The organism is Legionella sp. PC997 (assembly GCF_014109825.1).
Lineage (GTDB): Bacteria > Pseudomonadota > Gammaproteobacteria > Legionellales > Legionellaceae > Legionella.
Window position 1 is genome coordinate 2,968,593 of record NZ_CP059576.1, and the last position, 16,530, is coordinate 2,985,122.

The window sequence follows — 16,530 nt, forward strand, 5'->3', positions numbered from 1 at the left end:
GGAGCCCACACAAAATGAATTATGAAGAACTATCTAATACCATGGAACAAATGCTGCAAGAAGGAAAAGGAATCTTAGCTGCAGATGAAAGCAACTCAACTATAGGAAAGCGTTTTGCCTCAATTGGTATTGAGAATACCGAAGAAAACCGCAGAGATTATAGATTATTGCTCGCCACCACAACTGATTTGGAACAATATATAAACGGAGTTATTTTATTCGAAGAAACCTTTACCCAAACGGATGAGCATGGCACTCCTATTCCTAAACTGTTTGCCGATAAAGGTATCGTCCCTGGCATTAAAGTAGATAAAGGATTAATTGCTTTAGCTAATACTGAGAATGAACAAGTCACTCAAGGCTTAGATGGATTAGCTGAACGTTTACAACATTTTAAAAAATTAGGTGCAAAATTTGCTAAATGGCGAAATGTTTACTCAATTTCCGAATTTACTCCCAGTTTAACTGCGGTAAAGACAGGAGCAGAAAATTTAGCTCGTTATGCGGCAGCTTGTCAAGAAGCAGGAATTGTTCCCATCGTTGAGCCTGAAGTTCTTATGGATGGCGATCACAGCATCGAACATTGTGCAGAAGTATGTGAAATTGTGCTTCATGAGTTATTCCACGCTTTATTTATTCATCAAGTTGAATTAGAACATATTATCTTAAAACCTAGCATGGTAACCTGCGGTAAAGCACATAGCCCTTTCAGTGAACCTGATGAAATTGCTGATTACACAATCGGTGTATTCCGTAATAATGTACCCGCGGCAGTGCCGACAATTAATTTCTTATCTGGTGGGCAAACGCCACAACAAGCTACAGCAAATCTAAATGCAATTAATAGCATTGATCACCAACCTTGGTTGCTCAGTTTTTCTTTCGGCAGAGCATTACAAGAAGATTGTTTAGCGGCTTGGGGTGGAAGTAAAGACAATGTTTCTAAAGCACAAGAGGCTTTATTGAAGCGTGCGCGCCTAAATAGCCTGGCCTGTGTGGGTGAGTACAACAACAAAATGGAATAAACGCTAATAAATACCTCCCTGGATGAAGCAAGTAGTGCTAAGGCTTCATCTAGGGCTTAATCAATTCAAAACGCGCATAAAGCGGTAAATGATCCGATAACATTCGCCATGGCTTTCCATGCAAACAAGCTACTTCTTGTACTTTCATACCCCGAAAATAAACTCGATCAACGCAAAGCGCCGGTTTAATTGCTGGGAAAGAACGGGCATGTTGCCCCTCCACTGAAACAAAAGCCTCTTCTATATTCAAAGTTTCAGCCAAAGGCTTGGAAATAACAGTACGCCAATCATTGAAATCTCCAGCCATTAACAGAGGTTCATCTTGTGGAACAACATCCTTGATACGTTGCATTAAAGCATTACATTGTACTATCCGCTCAGCTTTAAAAAGGCCTAAGTGTACGCATAACAAATGAATAGTAATATTATCCAGCTTCAGTTGTGCATGCAAAATTCCCCTTGAAGCCCTGCGAATGTTTGTGAGATTAATATTTTCAAATCGTTCAAAAGCATATTTACTCAAAATTGCATTTCCATGATGTCCTGATTCGTATATGGCATTTTTTGCATACACATAATGAGGCCAGATATTTTCAGCAATATACTCAAATTGTGGTGAATCAGGCCAGGCATTAATTCGTTTTTGGCGTTTTATATGTTCACCCTGAACTTCTTGCAAAAAAACAAAATCCGGTTGTAAGCTCGTAATGGCATCACGCATTTTTGGAAGTAAAAAACGTACAGCACCTACACCAAACCCTTTATGAATATTATAGGTAATTAATGAAACGCTTTGTGTTTCTTGTTGCATAGTTAACTCTTTTCAAGTTCCTAGATTAAGCATAACATTAAATGCATAAAAAAAATTGTACTCCTTTCGTCTTAATCCAAACTCATTGTACTAACTAAAACGCAGGGAAAAATTTTTATTCATTCTATAATGGATTATAGCTCTCCTGTTTGCAGTAGAGATATAATGATTGCTTATAATACTTAAAAAAATAATATATAAAATGAACACATTAAATCTTACAATTCCAGGTTTTTCAATATGCTGCAGAACTTGGGGAAATCCAGAGAAACCGACTATCCTAGCCCTACATGGTTGGCTGGATAACGCGAACAGTTTTGCTCCTCTTGCCTCGTATTTAGCCAATGATTTTTATTTTATTGCCGTCGATTTGCCCGGACATGGTTATTCTTCGCATCTTCCTGAAGGATGTCACTATCATTTTTTTGATGGTATTTTTGTAGTTATTGAATTAATCAATGCGCTAAAACTTGATAAGCTCCATCTATTAGGACACTCAATGGGCGCTTGCTTGGCGAGCCTAGTTGGCGGTGTAATACCCGAACGATTTCTATCCTTAAGCCTGATTGAGGGTTTAGGGCCCTTTTCCCATCCTGCAGAAACTGCATGTCAGCAATTAAGAGAGTATGCATCTTTTCTTACTCAAAAAAGAAAAAAATCCAAAGGATATGATAGTTTAAGTAGTGCTGCTCTTGCACGTGCCTTTAAAGGATATGTTTCTTTAGAAATTGCAAAAATTCTTTGTGAACGAAGTTTAATAGAAAAAAAAGGTAAATTTTATTGGCGGCATGATCAACGTTTATTGGTACGCTCACCTTTGCGGATGACAGAACCTCAAATACTTTCTTGTTTACAGGAAATTACTGCAAAAACCTATCTTCTATTATCGAGTCGAGGATTTTCCTTTGACACTGAGATCATAGATCATCGAATTAAAGCGGTAAAAAATCTCACTTTGAAAAAAATGGATGGCGGACATCATATTCACATGGAACAACCAGAAGTTATAAGCAAACTTCTGGCTGATTTTATTATTACGGATTAATTAGAACAATCACTCATATTGGTGGTGATTTTAACTTCATTTAATGACTTTTTAACGTCACAAACAGCAGTTGAAGGATACCGCTCATGGTTCGGATCACCAGCTACAAGATCAGAAATCGCACTTACTATACCTTCACCGCCTTCATCAAAGTTAGAATAAGGGGTCCAATAATCCATGTTAGCTTTAACCATCACATCAAAGGCTAAACGGGTATTCCAACTAGGCTGATTGGCTAATATGTAGAATAAATGGTTATATACCCCACTGGAGTAATGAACATCCAGACCACCATAATATTCATCAGCAGTATCAATAGAATCACCATCACGACTTGGTTGATCCATATAGCGTAGAGCATCCCAGCCGCTATCTTCTTTCATGATCTCGCCGCCAATTTGCCAAGTGCTTTTATTTACTGAATAATATTCAGCTGCTTGAGCTGCCATATCCGAGAACGCCTCATTCATACCACCTGATTGGCCATAATATTCAAGGTTAGAATGTTGTTCTGTAAAACCATGACTGATTTCATGTGCGCCTACTCCTAGTGAAACCAAAGGATACATCATGGTATCACCATCACCAAAGGTCATCTGCTGGCCATCCCAATAAGCATTCTCATAACCTTCACCATAGTGAACTCGCATTACTAATTGCATTGGAGAACCATCAGAATTACTCAATGCATTGGTGTTATACCATTCTTTATACATATGGTTAATCACATGACCTGCATACAAAGCATCATTCGTGGGAGAAGCCGCTCCATTTTGTTTGTCGTAACCATCTCCTCTATAACCAGTGAGGTAAACATTAGAGTCATTGGTTGGACAATTAAATTTCATTGCTCTACGTTTAGAACTGTACCGGTGATCCATGTCAATTACTTTGACATCGGTGTTTTCCATAAAACACGACTCAGTACCTGAATCACGAGTTACATCTAAATAAGGTAAGTCAGCACCATATCGATAGAAACCTGTTTTATTATTTCCACCGAAACCTGCCCCATTAACTGCACTTTTGCCAGTTTTAATATCATTCCATTGGACGAAAGGTTTGCTATTTTCTGCGTCAATTATTGCAGTTGGACGCTCAGGAATTTGATCTTTGTGAACAACAAGGACACTCACTTTATAAGCCCAATGTGCTTTATGCTGAGCATCTATATAAATCATAGGAGTGACTTTCTCCTCAGTCACTTCTTTACCTGCATACTTGGCTTTAAACTGTTGTAATGCTGAATCCGCTTTTTTCACAAAATTAGCATCAGGTTGTCCTAATTCGGATTGTAGGCCTTGATAAACAACGCCGTTCATTGCCACATTAGACTGTGCTTTGGTTAATGATTGTGCTGGATACATGCTATGCATAATTGCATAACCACCATAAACAGGAAATCCTACATATTGTTGTTGCATACGAACATGAGTTACTTTGTTACTGTCAGTATGTTCGCTGATAAAACGTAAACTGTCTTTAGCAACTGCGACACCTTGTGTCGTTAAAGCAAATTTTTGCTTTACTTGCTGAAGAGATGCCTTTTGTAAAGGCATAGGTTCTGCGGCTCTCGCAGAGGATGCTATTCCTAAAGCCAGAGCAACAGCTAAGGGAGATAAATAGTAATTATGATGCATGGAAACCCACTCCTTCTTTGCAACTTAATCTAAATTGAAAGCAACTCATCTCCTGCCAAACCAATTAATCCTTAAATCAAGTTATAAAAACCTGCTTGGTTTCAACAGTGAGTCACACCTGTGAACACAACCAATAACTCTAAAAACTTATCCAAGCTAGCATAGTTTTCGAATTTTTGAAATTATTATTTGATGCTTCGCTACATGTCCATAGGAAATATGAGTGGATAAAAAAGAATTTTTATTTCAAAGAATCCCAAATGGTGATTTTCAAGAGTATGAATTCATTTTATTGAGTTATTGTTTCTTGATAATACCATGCGGCCAAAGCACTTATACCAAGAACAAGTAATATTGCAGCTAAAGAAAATTGGCCTTGTATCTTGGTAATTGCAATCATACCACTAGTTAATGCAGAAGTTAAATCCTGCATGCTGACATACAAAGCGGCCACCGTTCCTGCAATTTGTGGAAATGGATGAAAAACTCCAGCAAACGCATTAATAAATGTAAAACCTGCCCCCATGCTAAATAAAGAGATAGGAATCATAACTGTCAGTACATTCATTACTCCGGCAAGAGCAAAGCTAAGCATAATCCCTCCACCACTAATCATTAACATGATTCCAATAAACAACATATATGAAACACCTTTAGACATAACCAATTGGCTGTTAACGAGTCCGCTAAGACAGATAGCCACTGCAATAAAAACTGAAAGTTGACCATATTCCAATGGACTTAGATCTAATTCATTTTGAAATAAAAATGGAGCAATAGTAAGGTAAGCAACCAAACCCGAACAGGCAAAACACGCACATAAGGTATAGCCTAAAAAGATTTTAGATTTTAATAAAGCAGCATAATTTTGTTGTATTACTCTTAACTTAGTAGCATCGGGATTAAGATTTTTATTCGTTTCTGGCAAAACGAGAAGAATAAAAATCCAAAATGCCAAACCGACAACAAAAATAAATAAAAAATTGGCCCTCCAACCAAAATGCTCCTGAATAAATCCTCCCCAAATTGGAGAAGCAACTAAAAGAAGTGTACTTGCCACGCCAACATAAGAACCAATTTTCGACAAATATCGATCAGAAAAAAGATCACGTATTAAAGAGCGCCCCACTGAACTGCACGAACCGATACCAAATCCTTGTAAGAAGCGACCCAAAATTAACACCCAGACAGAAGGTGCCAATAAACAACAAAGACATCCTATAATACTTATACCAATTCCATAAATTAGCGGGCGCCTACGTCCAATTTTATCGGACCAGGGTCCAAAAAATATATGAGAAATTCCTAATCCAAACATAAAAATAAACAAGGTTAATTGAATGGATGAGTCGTTACTATTAAGAGATTTAGTAATGGCTGGTAATGACGGAACATATTGGTCAATAGAAATTTGCACCAATATCATCATCATAAAAATAACAAAATATATTACAGGTCGTACTTTTTGTACTTGCTGTTGTTGGTCGAGCCTTGCTTGCATCAAAATTCCTTTTTTTAGAATTGAATAAAAAATGCCATTTAAATAATTCAATCCTTACCTAATCTAATAGTCTAGGTTACTGTGGGAAATGGAGCAAATTTTTACCTAGCTGTCCGTGTTACCCAAATATTAAAAAGTGTAGATCATGTGGATATCTTCGGAGATATATGGACAATTTCAGGAAGATCAGGCAAAATCTGCAAAAATTGCTCGATACGAACAAAAATATGAAAACAATTCTGGTTTTACATGGACCAAATTTGAATCTCTTGGGAACTCGAGAACCTTCAATTTATGGAGCTACAACGTTAGACCATATTAATACTCGGTTAATCAAAGAAGCCACCACGGCAGGATTTGCATTAAAATGTCATCAAAGCAATTCGGAAGCGGATTTAATTGAAGTAATTCACCAAGCAAGTATCGATAAAATAGATTATATAATTCTTAACCCCGCTGGATTTACCCATACCAGCGTGGCTTTGAGGGATGCCTTATGTGCTGTTGCAATACCCTTTATTGAAGTACATATCAGCAATATTTATTCCCGCGAACCTTTTCGCCACCATTCCTATTTCTCAGATATAGCGAAGGGTACTATTAGTGGATTAGGTGCGCAAGGATATTCATTAGCATTAACATCAATTATTGAAAGAGAATCAAATAATGGACATTCGTAAAATAAGAAAATTAATTGAACTGCTGGAAGAAACTGGCATTTCTGAAATTGAAATTAAAGAAGGTGAAGAATCGCTCAGATTAAGCCGTCATAGCAGCGGACCTGCGGTTGAACAACACCAGGTTCACTATGTTACTTCACCTGCACCGCGTCATGAATCACATCATGCTGTAAATAATATACCAGCTCCGGCAATACCTTCACACCATGAAAGCAAACCTGAGCCTACGGTCTCAGGTCACAAAGTCCGCTCTCCTATGGTGGGTACAATGTATACTTCTCCATCACCAGAAAGTGCACCTTTTGTTACTCTTGGGCAATCAGTCAAAGCAGGTGATGTTTTATGTATTGTTGAAGCAATGAAAATGTTTAATGAAATTGAAGCGGATCGCGCCGGTAAAATCGTAGAAATACTCGTCGCCAATGGTGAACCTGTTGAATACGATCAGGTTCTGTTTGTCATAGAATAGAGGTGCATCCATGCTCAGTAAAATTGTTATTGCCAACAGAGGTGAAATTGCCCTTCGCATTTTGCGTGCCTGTAAAGAACTCGGCATCCAGACTGTAGCCGTACATTCAGATGTAGATAAAGATTTATTGCATGTTCGTCTCGCAGATGAAACCGTATGCATAGGACCGGCTCCAGCGCAAAAAAGTTACCTCAACATCCCAGCGATCATTTCTGCTGCGGAGATTACTGATGCGGTAGCAATTCATCCTGGTTATGGGTTCCTTTCTGAAAATGCTGATTTTGCAGAAGTAGTAGAACAAAGTGGATTTCGTTTTATTGGTCCTCGAGGCGATACTATTCGTCTCATGGGAGATAAAGTATCTGCTATTAACGCAATGAAAGCTGCCGGAGTTCCTTGTGTTCCTGGATCGGACGGTCCCTTATCTGATGATGATCAATCAAATCTGGAAATTGCTCGAAAAATTGGTTATCCAGTTATTATCAAAGCAGCAGGAGGCGGTGGTGGGCGCGGTATGCGTGTTGTGCATAGTGAGGCCAACTTGCTTAATGCCATAGCTCTTACCCGTAGCGAAGCCAAAGCTGCATTTAATAACCCAATTGTTTACATGGAAAAATTTTTGGAAAATCCACGCCATATTGAATTCCAAGTGCTTGGAGATGGTAAAGGTAAAGCAATTCATCTAGGTGAGCGTGATTGTTCCATGCAAAGACGTCATCAAAAAGTAGTCGAAGAAGCACCAGCTCCGGGAATTAGCGTTGAACTTAGAAATAAAATTGGCGCTTCCGTAGTCAAAGCATGCCAAGAGTTACAATATCGTGGTGCTGGAACCTTTGAATTCCTATATCAAGATGGATGTTTTTATTTTATTGAAATGAATACACGAATTCAGGTTGAGCACCCCGTAACTGAAATGATCACAGGAATTGATTTGATAAAAGAACAAATCAAAATTGCCAGTGAGATACCGATGACACTCACTCAGGAAGACATAATTCTACGTGGTCATGCTATTGAATGCCGAATTAATGCTGAAGATGCAAGAACTTTCATGCCTTCGCCAGGAACCATAAAATTATTACATCAACCCGGTGGACCTGGTATTCGCTTTGATTCTCATATTTACAGTAGCTATACCGTTCCTCCGAATTATGATTCCATGATAGGCAAGCTGATAAGTTACGGAGAAACTCGTGCTGTAGCCATTGCAAGAATGCGAAATGCACTCGATGAAATCATTATTGATGGTATAAAAACCAATATTGAATTACACCAACGTATTTTCCATGATCAATCTTTTATAGCAGGCGGTACTAATATTCACTATCTGGAAAAAATGCTGAAGGATTAAACGCTGTGTGGTTTCAATTGAAAATAGAACATTGTCCAAGCCAAGAGATAGAGTCCCTTAGCGAGGAGTTAGAAGAATTTGGTGCGCTATCCATTATGCTCACCGATAAAAATGACAATCCTGTTCTCGAACCCGAACCAGGAACAACCCCATTATGGCCTGAAGTGGTTATTCAGGCCTTATTTGCAGAGGTGTTCCAGGCACAATACACACGAGAGCATGTGATGAAAACTCACCCCAAGTTAACGTGTGCTCTAGAAGTTCTGGAGGACAAGGATTGGGAAAGAGCTTGGATGGATGATTTTAAACCTCAACGTTTTGGTAAACGCCTATGGATCTGTCCTACTTGGTCGACGCCACCTGAACCCGATGCGGTTAACTTAATGTTAGACCCTGGTCTGGCATTTGGTACCGGAACTCATCCTACGACTGCTTTATGTTTAACCTGGTTGGAACAGGCTGATTTAAAAAATAAATCTGTTATTGATTACGGCTGTGGCTCAGGGATACTTTCTTTGGCCGCATTAAAATTAGGCGCAGCGAAAGTCCATGCAGTCGATATCGATGAACAAGCCCTTCAAGCCACTCAAAACAATGCATTGGGAAATCAACTTGATGAACACCAATTGCTAATTAGCAAGCCCGATGTATTACACCAACCTGTAGATTTAATTATTGCAAACATTTTGTTGGCACCATTAATTAATTTGAAAGAACGTTTTCAACAATTGTTAAACTCTAAGGGGATACTGATCGTATCAGGCATATTAGAAGAACAAGCCCCTAAGCTTATTGAAACGTACGCATCAATGTTTATTGCGATTCATCAGCAAAACCTTAATGGATGGTCATTATTGGCTTTTACCCATAAAGCAGATTAAATTGTCGTACTCGTTATTTGGTAGTGCAAGGACCCATTGATAATATTCTAAATTTTCCGGGTTCTGCTGCGCCTACCGAGGCTATACTTATTTAAGGAAATTATAATGGTCCAAGAACATGCATTCTCTGCTTTTAAACCTCAAAGAGCGCTGCTTAGTGTTTCAGATAAACGAGGCATAGTGGACTTAGGTAAAGTACTCCATAAAATGGGTGTAGAGCTTATTGCAACGGGAAATACCGCTGCATTACTCAAAGAACATAAATTGCCAGTTGTCGATGTGAGTGAGTGTACAGGTTTTCCAGAAATGCTCGATGGTCGAGTAAAAACTTTGCACCCAGCCATTCATGCAGGTTTACTTGCACGCGGGAAAAAAGACGAAAAAACACTTAAAGAGCACTCTATCAAACCCATCGATTTGCTGGTAATTAATTTATATCCATTTGAACAAACCATCAGTCGTCATGACTGTAACTTCAATGAGGCTATCGAAAATATTGATATTGGCGGCCCCGCCATGATTCGTTCCGCAGCGAAGAATTATGCACACACTTTCGTTGTGGTAAAGCCAGAAGATTACGCCGAACTAATCAAGTACTTAAAAAGCAAAAAAGTTCCTGCAGACTGGGGGTTCACTTTAGCTAAAAAAGCCTTTGCCCATACAGCTGCATATGATGCTGCTATTACAAATTATCTGACTACTCTCGATGCGCAGTACACTCCCTGTGGTTTCCCAGAAGTACTTACATGTCAGTTTAATAAAATAACCGATTTACGTTATGGAGAAAATCCACATCAACAAGCCGCTTTCTATGTTGATAAAAAAGCTTCATCCGGTTCTTTAGGTTCTGCTCAGTTAATTCAAGGCAAGCAATTATCCTATAACAACATTTTAGATGCGGATGCGGCATTGGATTGTGCTAAATCCTTTTCTTGCGAGAAACCCGTATGTGTAATTATCAAGCATGCAAACCCCTGTGGTATTGCTATAAGTGATTCTCCTCTTAATGCTTATCTCAAGGCTTTTCAATGTGATCCACCATCAGCCTACGGCGGTATAATCGCTTTTAACCAAAAATTGGATGCTACTACCGCCAAAACTATTCTTGAAAAGCAATTTGTAGAAGTCATTTTGGCCCCTGAGATTAGTGAGGAAGCCAAAGAAATTTTTGCCAGCAAAGAAAATATTCGTGTTTTATCAACTGGAGCTTGGAAACATGATGATGCATTTCGCCTGAACCTGAAAAAGGTAGATGGGGGCCTGTTGGTACAAGAACATGACTCTCTTTCATTAGGCAGCTATGAAATTAAAGTCATGACTCAAAACAAACCCTCAGATCAACAAATGAGTGATTTAATGTTTGCCTGGCTTGGGGCAAAACATGTCAAATCCAATGCGATTGTTTATGCTAAAGATGAAGCAACAATAGGAATTGGTGGAGGTCAAACCAGCCGGGTTATGAGTGCTCGTATTGGCCTATGGCAGGCAACACAAATGGGATTCGACCCTCGTGGTTCAGTTATGGCTTCTGACGCATTTATCCCCTTTCCGGATACTGTAGAAATTGCTGCAGAAGCAGGAATTGCTGCTATTATCCAACCCGGTGGTTCAATTAGAGACGGACAAATTATAGATTGCGCTGAAAAACATGGACTCATTATGGTATTCACTGGAATTCGTCACTTTAAACATTAAGATGTAGAAGAAAATACATGTACCATGTAGTCTAGATAGCGATGCAGAATAGGGAACGAATTACCCTTTATGGAGAATAGAACTGTGAATACTCTGGTAATTACAGGAGTTAGTCGAGGAATTGGACTAGAAACCGCCAAATTATTTTTAAAGAGGGGTTGGTTGGTTATTGGAACTTCAACTCAGGGTAATGCGCCCCTAAAAGACAAGAATCTAAAAATTCATCCCCTTAATTTGCTAGATTCAAAGCAAATTAATTATTTCACGGAACAATTACCACAATTTGATGTCTTAATTAATAATGCAGCCATCCTCCTAGAAAATTGGAATGAACCAAAGATTAGCATAAGCCGGTTAAAAGAAACTTTTGCGGTTAATGTATTTGGGACTATTGAATTAACTGAACAGTGCCTTTCTAAATTAAATCCAAATGCCCAAATAATTAATATTACTTCGGGATGGGGTGCTTTTAGTTCCAATGATTCCGCAAACGTACCCCACTACAAAATGTCAAAATCATGCTTGAATATGTACACTCTTCTTCTGGCTAAAAGACTTCCTGGAATTACTATCTCCAGTTTTGACCCAGGTTGGGTGAGAACGGATATGGGAAAAAGTAACGCTCCCAAACTGCCTTCGGAAGCGGCACACGAACTTTTTGAATTGGTAAACAAGAAGAAAGAAAGCGGTTATTTTTGGCATGAAGGGAAAACGAGAGATTGGTAAATAAAACTTTCCAAGAACTCTACTCTTGATCCGTAACCATAAAGCAACCAAAATAGGATATATAATTATTTGTCCACAGGAGTTAGGATGACCCATGACAAAGAACTTAGCGAGTTATTACAGGCTATAGCGGAAAAAAGTCTGCAAATTATTTCCGATATTAAAGAAACTCCTTTACAAGTTCCCATAATAATCAATCAATATATTGAACTAACGGAACATTTCCAAAATGTAATGAGTATTCTTCTGCAGAATCCGGAAAAAATCTGGGAAATGCAACTCGCATACTGGCAAGACGCGTTTAACTTAGCACAAACCCAATTACAGCATTGGTTAAATGGAACGCCCATGCCCATAAATGATCCACGCTTTCATGAAGAAGATTGGTTAAATAATCCTTTTTTTAATATGTTAACCCAGCATTACCTTTTAGCCAGTCAGCATATGAATACTTTATTTGAAAAGATAGAATACCCTGATAAAAATACGGCTAAGCGTTTAAAATTTTTTACCAAGCAATATTTAGATGCATTATCGCCAGCTAACTTTTTGCACACGAATCCTCAGATCATGGATGAAACATTGAAAAGTCATGGCAAAAATTTATTACATGGACTTCATAATTTACTTTCTGATCTAGAAGTAGGTTCTCCTCGTCTGATGATTAAAATGACTGATACGGAGGCATTTAAGCTCGGTAAAAACCTCGCTATTACTCCAGGAAAAGTAGTCTTTCGTAATAGTCTAATGGAACTCATACAATACACGCCACAAACCACTAAGGTAAAATCTATTCCTCTTCTTATTATTCCGCCCTGGATAAACAAATATTATATCTTGGATTTAAGCCCACATAATTCTCTTGTTGGCTGGTTAGTAAAGCAAGGAATTACTGTATTTATCATTTCTTGGGTAAATCCAGATTCAAATTTTTCCCATAAAAGTTTATATGATTATTTAAATGAAGGACCATTAACCGCCATTGGTATGATTCAAAAGCAACTCAGTATAAAGCAGGTTAATGCTATGGGCTTTTGTATTGGTGGAACCCTCCTATCCATGTTACTTGCTTATAATAAAGCACGACAAGACAACTCCATTCGGAGTTCAACTTTTTTAGCTTCTATGATTGATTTTAGTGATCCCGGTGACATTGCTGTTTTTATTGATGAACAGCAAATCGCAAAATTAGAAAATGAGATGAAGTCTAAGGGATATCTGGCTGGAAAATTTATGGCTTCAAGTTTTAACTCACTTAGAGCAAATGACTTAATTTGGTCTTTCTTTATTAAAAATTATCTACGAGGTAAAAACCCGGTTCCTTTTGATATATTGTATTGGAACTCAGACTCCACCAACATGCCAGCAACCATGCATTCCCAATATTTAAGATGGATGTATTTACACAATGATCTGGTAAAACCAGGTAAAATTCATCTTAATCATACCCCAATTAATATCAGTGCTATTGATATACCTACCTTTTTCCTTTCAACTGAAAAAGATCATATTGCTCCGTGGAAAACTACCTACTTGGGATTTCAACTTATGAATGGTCCCAAACGTTTTGTACTGGGTGGATCTGGTCATATAGCAGGAATTATCAATGCGCCTGAAACGAAAAAATACGGCTATAAGGTTAATAATCATTTTCCTACTCATCCAGAGCAATGGTTAGAGAATGCTACAGAACATTCAGGCTCCTGGTGGCCAGAATGGTTAAAATGGCTAAAAACGCATTCAGGAAAACTCATACCCGCTCCAGATTTTAACCAATTGCCATTAAAATCCATAATGGATGCACCAGGTAGTTATGTACTAAAAAAATAGATACAGTCTAGAAGAAGCGAAGTAAGTCCAAACATTCTTACGGATGTTGTCCTACAATGTAGCCCGTTGCTTGCAACAGTTTGCAACCAACGAGCTACATTTAATTTTAAAAAAAGAAATCTTTATAATGAATTAATAAACTTCTTACGGTTAGCATCCGCTCGTAGTCACGGCAACCGTTGGAGGATTTGATGCACTGGTTGCTTGGGTATATACCACGTTACAATTGGTTTTGAGAGTATACGTTGTTGAAGAGCCGGAAGTAGATGCTGAAAAGGCACTTGATACATTCACTGCATTCACAATACCTGCGGCGGGATGAGTATCCAAAAACTAGTCCCACTGTAGCACCTTCCATAGTAAAGCCAGTAGCTCCAGTTTTGGCCTGTGGATAAAGCAGCGCCATGGGCAGTTACATTAGTTGAATTTAGTGCTCGAGCTAAACCATTGAGATCCGCTATAGTCGTTTGTACTAAAGCTATAAAATTGTGGGGATGCATAAGCAGCCAAAATTCCCAATATAACCATCACCACAACAAGCTCAATTAATGTAAAACCCTTTCCCTCATCCATTTCACACCATATGTCTTTTTTTATCAGATATCTATTTCCTATATACGTGGGTTGTAGCCCCAATAAACTTGTTCGTCGTTTATCAAGGCTACTGTATAAACTGAAAATTAACATCCAGAAGTATTTATCGCCACGGTTGGAGGATTTGATGCACTGGTTGCTTGAGTATATACCACGGTACAATTTGTTTTGAGGGTATAAGTGGTTGCTGTACCTGAAGTAGATGCGGAGAAGGCACTTGATACATTCACTGCATTCACAATACCGGCAGCGGATGGATATCCGAAAACTAACCCCACTGTAGAACCTTCCATAGTGATAGAACCCGTAGCTCCAGTTTGGCCTGTAGCTAAAGCAGCACCATGGGCGGTTACATTGGCGGAATTTAACGCGCCTGCTAAACCATTGAGATCCGCAATATTAGCCTGACTACTAAAATCATAAAACTTGGGAACTGCATAAGCGGCCAGAATTCCTAATATAACCATGACAACAACTAATTCAATTAAAGTAAAACCTTTTTGCGTCTTCATTTGTATATCCTTATATTGAGAAATTTTAGTCCTACATGCCAAAAATAAATTGATTACCATGATCCACATCCCCAGAGTATTTTATCATGGCACCATTGAAATGAGTTATTTTAAAAACAATATTACCCTCAGTACAGTATAGATCAATAATCATTTGGTGAGGAAATTTTGATTGGTAATACCCTCTACTGCCTAGATTATAAATAAGTTGATGTTTTTGAGGGTCGTAGTTCCAGCTTCCAGGCGCATTTTTTCCTTAGAAGTTTTCATGGTAATATGAAATTGCTGGAGTAAATGGCTCTCTACATACGCTTCTTCAATCGAAGCTTAATTCCAATCCAAAAATCGTACAAATACACCTATAAGAATAACGACTAGAATAATTATTACAACAAAATAGATCCGTGAAGGCGTTAGGATTTTTCATATCTATCATTGTTGTTTCACCAAAGATGCTAAGTTCCATGTCGGCAAAAATACGCCCAATGCTAGAATCAATACCATTCCACCGATGATCACCAGTAAAATAGGCTCAATCGTGTCACTTAAACGAACAATGTCATAATCGATCTCGCGTTGATAATAATCTGCCACTTCGTCAAGTAGATGATCAATGGTACCACTCTCCTCCCCAAGTATAATCATCTGAATAATTAGAGGAGGGAAAAGATGGGTTTTATCTATAGCTGCTGAAATTGTATTTCCTTTAGCGATTAAATCAGTAACCCCTTGTATTTGTAAAGACATATAAGCATTATTAGTTGATGCTCCAACCATTTGAATACCTTCGACGGCAGTGATACCCGCACGTAATACCAGAGAAAGAAGTCTGGCAAATCGAGTGAGTAATATACGATGGATTAGCCATCCCACAATTGGAATTTTAAGTTGGATTTTCCCCCACTGAATCGCTCCTTTAGGCGAACGAATATAGGCTCTAATTGCCCATGTAGCAAAGACAATGATCCCAATCAATAGGTGCCAGTAATGGATAATAAAATTGGAAGTGGCCAAAAGAATGCGTGTGGGCAAGGGTAAAATTCCATGCATATTGGCATAGAGTTTAGCAAATGCAGGAATTACGAACACATTAATGATCAGCAACGCTATAATGATTGCTCCAATCACCATTATGGGGTACCGTAAAGCAGATTTTACTTTTTTTGTAATATCTACTTCCATCTCAAGGTATTCAGCAAGATGGAGAAAAATATTATCTAAGTTACCGGTATTTTCGCCAATCACTATCAAATTAAGAAAAAAATCAGAAAAAATATCAGGAAATTGTCTCATTGCAACATTAAGTGAACTGCCTTTGTTCAAAGAAATAACTACTTTCTGCAAGGCCTCAGCGAGCGTTTTATTGCGTGTGGTCTCGGCAAGACGTGTTATTGCCGAAGCTACTGGAATTCCAGCATGGATTAGAGAGTACATCTGGTGACAAAATATATGCAAATCATTTAAAGTGACTTTAGGTACAAACCATTTTTTTGGGGTACTTGGAGTACTAGTAGCACCAGATTTTTTACCAGCCCTAGCTGAAATATCTAGCGGTATGAGACCCTCACTAATCAATTGATTAGCGAGATCTTCTGCACTCAGCGCGTTTCGTTGACCACTTAGCGCTTTACCCTGCTGATCACGGGCACTAAAGTAATATTCTGGCATTTCCTAGCAGTCCCTTATCAAAATAATACTCTACTTCTAATATTAAACATTGTAGCTTTGCTTTGAGTGAAACGCTTACTAATAGGATTGACTTAATACCGT

At 38.4% G+C, this 16,530-nt stretch carries 16 protein-coding genes; 9 read left to right on the plus strand and 7 right to left on the minus strand.

Annotation, left to right across the window (positions count from 1 at the left end):
- The first annotated feature begins 14 nt into the window (after positions 1 to 14).
- A complete protein-coding gene (locus HBNCFIEN_RS12870; RefSeq protein WP_182391475.1) occupies positions 15 to 1,025 on the plus strand; it encodes a class I fructose-bisphosphate aldolase in 1,011 nt (336 codons plus the stop codon).
- 49 nt (positions 1,026 to 1,074) lie between these two features.
- Here the strand turns inward: HBNCFIEN_RS12870 and HBNCFIEN_RS12875 are convergent, their stop codons facing one another.
- Positions 1,075 to 1,836 (minus strand): endonuclease/exonuclease/phosphatase family protein, encoded by a 762-nt coding sequence (locus HBNCFIEN_RS12875; protein WP_182391476.1) that lies wholly within the window; start codon positions 1,834 to 1,836, stop codon positions 1,075 to 1,077.
- Between the two features lie 202 nt (positions 1,837 to 2,038).
- On the opposite strand from HBNCFIEN_RS12875, the gene HBNCFIEN_RS12880 reads away from it, so the two are divergent.
- Positions 2,039 to 2,881 carry an alpha/beta fold hydrolase gene (locus HBNCFIEN_RS12880; RefSeq protein ID WP_182391477.1) on the plus strand — a complete coding sequence of 281 codons (843 nt, stop codon included), beginning with the start codon at positions 2,039 to 2,041 and terminating at the stop codon, positions 2,879 to 2,881.
- On the opposite strand, the gene proA is transcribed toward HBNCFIEN_RS12880, so the two are convergent.
- Both proA and HBNCFIEN_RS12890 read right to left on the minus strand, forming a co-directional pair.
- Positions 2,878 to 4,521: a zinc metalloprotease ProA gene (proA, locus tag HBNCFIEN_RS12885; protein ID WP_182391478.1), complete on the minus strand. Its 1,644-nt coding sequence runs from the start codon at positions 4,519 to 4,521 to the stop codon at positions 2,878 to 2,880. The two genes, HBNCFIEN_RS12880 and proA, sit on opposite strands and share 4 nt — an antisense overlap.
- Positions 4,522 to 4,810: 289 nt before the next feature.
- Positions 4,811 to 6,022, minus strand: a complete 1,212-nt coding sequence (locus HBNCFIEN_RS12890) for a multidrug effflux MFS transporter (protein ID WP_182391479.1) — start codon at positions 6,020 to 6,022, stop codon at positions 4,811 to 4,813.
- Positions 6,023 to 6,249: 227 nt separating this feature from the next.
- On the opposite strand from HBNCFIEN_RS12890, the gene aroQ reads away from it, so the two are divergent.
- The 7 genes from aroQ (at position 6,250) to HBNCFIEN_RS12925 (ending at position 13,654) form a co-directional block, all read left to right on the plus strand.
- Positions 6,250 to 6,702 (plus strand): type II 3-dehydroquinate dehydratase, encoded by a 453-nt coding sequence (aroQ, locus tag HBNCFIEN_RS12895; RefSeq protein ID WP_182393699.1) that lies wholly within the window; start codon positions 6,250 to 6,252, stop codon positions 6,700 to 6,702.
- Complete coding sequence (accB, locus tag HBNCFIEN_RS12900) at positions 6,689 to 7,171, plus strand: acetyl-CoA carboxylase biotin carboxyl carrier protein (RefSeq protein WP_182391480.1); 483 nt, start codon at positions 6,689 to 6,691, stop codon at positions 7,169 to 7,171. The genes aroQ and accB overlap by 14 nt, the downstream gene beginning before the upstream one ends.
- Before the next feature lie 10 nt (positions 7,172 to 7,181).
- Positions 7,182 to 8,522, plus strand: coding sequence for an acetyl-CoA carboxylase biotin carboxylase subunit (accC, locus tag HBNCFIEN_RS12905; RefSeq protein WP_182391481.1), 1,341 nt, complete (start codon positions 7,182 to 7,184; stop codon positions 8,520 to 8,522).
- Between the two features lie 5 nt (positions 8,523 to 8,527).
- Positions 8,528 to 9,403, plus strand: coding sequence for a 50S ribosomal protein L11 methyltransferase (gene prmA, locus HBNCFIEN_RS12910; protein ID WP_182391482.1), 876 nt, complete (start codon positions 8,528 to 8,530; stop codon positions 9,401 to 9,403).
- Between the two features lie 105 nt (positions 9,404 to 9,508).
- Positions 9,509 to 11,098, plus strand: a complete 1,590-nt coding sequence (purH, locus tag HBNCFIEN_RS12915; RefSeq protein ID WP_182391483.1) for a bifunctional phosphoribosylaminoimidazolecarboxamide formyltransferase/IMP cyclohydrolase — start codon at positions 9,509 to 9,511, stop codon at positions 11,096 to 11,098.
- Between the two features lie 84 nt (positions 11,099 to 11,182).
- Positions 11,183 to 11,824, plus strand: a complete 642-nt coding sequence (locus HBNCFIEN_RS12920; RefSeq protein WP_182391484.1) for an SDR family NAD(P)-dependent oxidoreductase — start codon at positions 11,183 to 11,185, stop codon at positions 11,822 to 11,824.
- An 87-nt stretch (positions 11,825 to 11,911) separates the two neighbouring features.
- On the plus strand, positions 11,912 to 13,654 hold the full coding sequence (locus HBNCFIEN_RS12925; protein ID WP_182391485.1) for an alpha/beta hydrolase: 1,743 nt from the start codon (positions 11,912 to 11,914) through the stop codon (positions 13,652 to 13,654).
- Between the two features lie 150 nt (positions 13,655 to 13,804).
- Here the strand turns inward: HBNCFIEN_RS12925 and HBNCFIEN_RS12930 are convergent, their stop codons facing one another.
- The 4 genes from HBNCFIEN_RS12930 to HBNCFIEN_RS12945 all read right to left on the minus strand — a co-directional run bounded on the left by HBNCFIEN_RS12930 (position 13,805) and on the right by HBNCFIEN_RS12945 (position 16,428).
- A complete protein-coding gene (locus tag HBNCFIEN_RS12930) occupies positions 13,805 to 13,984 on the minus strand; it encodes a hypothetical protein (protein WP_182391486.1) in 180 nt (59 codons plus the stop codon).
- Positions 13,985 to 14,071: 87 nt separating this feature from the next.
- Complete coding sequence (locus tag HBNCFIEN_RS17865) at positions 14,072 to 14,341, minus strand: type II secretion system protein (RefSeq protein WP_370530103.1); 270 nt, start codon at positions 14,339 to 14,341, stop codon at positions 14,072 to 14,074.
- Positions 14,335 to 14,760, minus strand: coding sequence for a prepilin-type N-terminal cleavage/methylation domain-containing protein (locus HBNCFIEN_RS12940; protein WP_182391488.1), 426 nt, complete (start codon positions 14,758 to 14,760; stop codon positions 14,335 to 14,337). Before HBNCFIEN_RS12940 ends, HBNCFIEN_RS17865 begins: the two co-directional genes overlap by 7 nt.
- Positions 14,761 to 15,192: 432 nt before the next feature.
- Positions 15,193 to 16,428 carry a type II secretion system F family protein gene (locus HBNCFIEN_RS12945; RefSeq protein ID WP_182391489.1) on the minus strand — a complete coding sequence of 412 codons (1,236 nt, stop codon included), beginning with the start codon at positions 16,426 to 16,428 and terminating at the stop codon, positions 15,193 to 15,195.
- Between the last annotated feature and the right edge of the window lie 102 nt (positions 16,429 to 16,530).

Bases quoted from the DNA above. Each gene is read 5' to 3' on its own strand.
- HBNCFIEN_RS12940 (WP_182391488.1), bottom strand. From the start codon at position 14,760: ATGAAGACGCAAAAAGGTTTTACTTTAATTGAATTAGTTGTTGTCATG.
- accB (WP_182391480.1), top strand. From the start codon at position 6,689: ATGGACATTCGTAAAATAAGAAAATTAATTGAACTGCTGGAAGAAACT.
- HBNCFIEN_RS12880 (WP_182391477.1), top strand. From the start codon at position 2,039: ATGAACACATTAAATCTTACAATTCCAGGTTTTTCAATATGCTGCAGA.
- HBNCFIEN_RS12870 (WP_182391475.1), top strand. From the start codon at position 15: ATGAATTATGAAGAACTATCTAATACCATGGAACAAATGCTGCAAGAA.
- HBNCFIEN_RS17865 (WP_370530103.1), bottom strand. From the start codon at position 14,341: ATGTTAATTTTCAGTTTATACAGTAGCCTTGATAAACGACGAACAAGT.
- proA (WP_182391478.1), bottom strand. From the start codon at position 4,521: ATGCATCATAATTACTATTTATCTCCCTTAGCTGTTGCTCTGGCTTTA.
- purH (WP_182391483.1), top strand. From the start codon at position 9,509: ATGGTCCAAGAACATGCATTCTCTGCTTTTAAACCTCAAAGAGCGCTG.
- HBNCFIEN_RS12925 (WP_182391485.1), top strand. From the start codon at position 11,912: ATGACCCATGACAAAGAACTTAGCGAGTTATTACAGGCTATAGCGGAA.
- HBNCFIEN_RS12945 (WP_182391489.1), bottom strand. From the start codon at position 16,428: ATGCCAGAATATTACTTTAGTGCCCGTGATCAGCAGGGTAAAGCGCTA.
- HBNCFIEN_RS12875 (WP_182391476.1), bottom strand. From the start codon at position 1,836: ATGCAACAAGAAACACAAAGCGTTTCATTAATTACCTATAATATTCAT.
- HBNCFIEN_RS12890 (WP_182391479.1), bottom strand. From the start codon at position 6,022: ATGCAAGCAAGGCTCGACCAACAACAGCAAGTACAAAAAGTACGACCT.
- aroQ (WP_182393699.1), top strand. From the start codon at position 6,250: ATGAAAACAATTCTGGTTTTACATGGACCAAATTTGAATCTCTTGGGA.
- accC (WP_182391481.1), top strand. From the start codon at position 7,182: ATGCTCAGTAAAATTGTTATTGCCAACAGAGGTGAAATTGCCCTTCGC.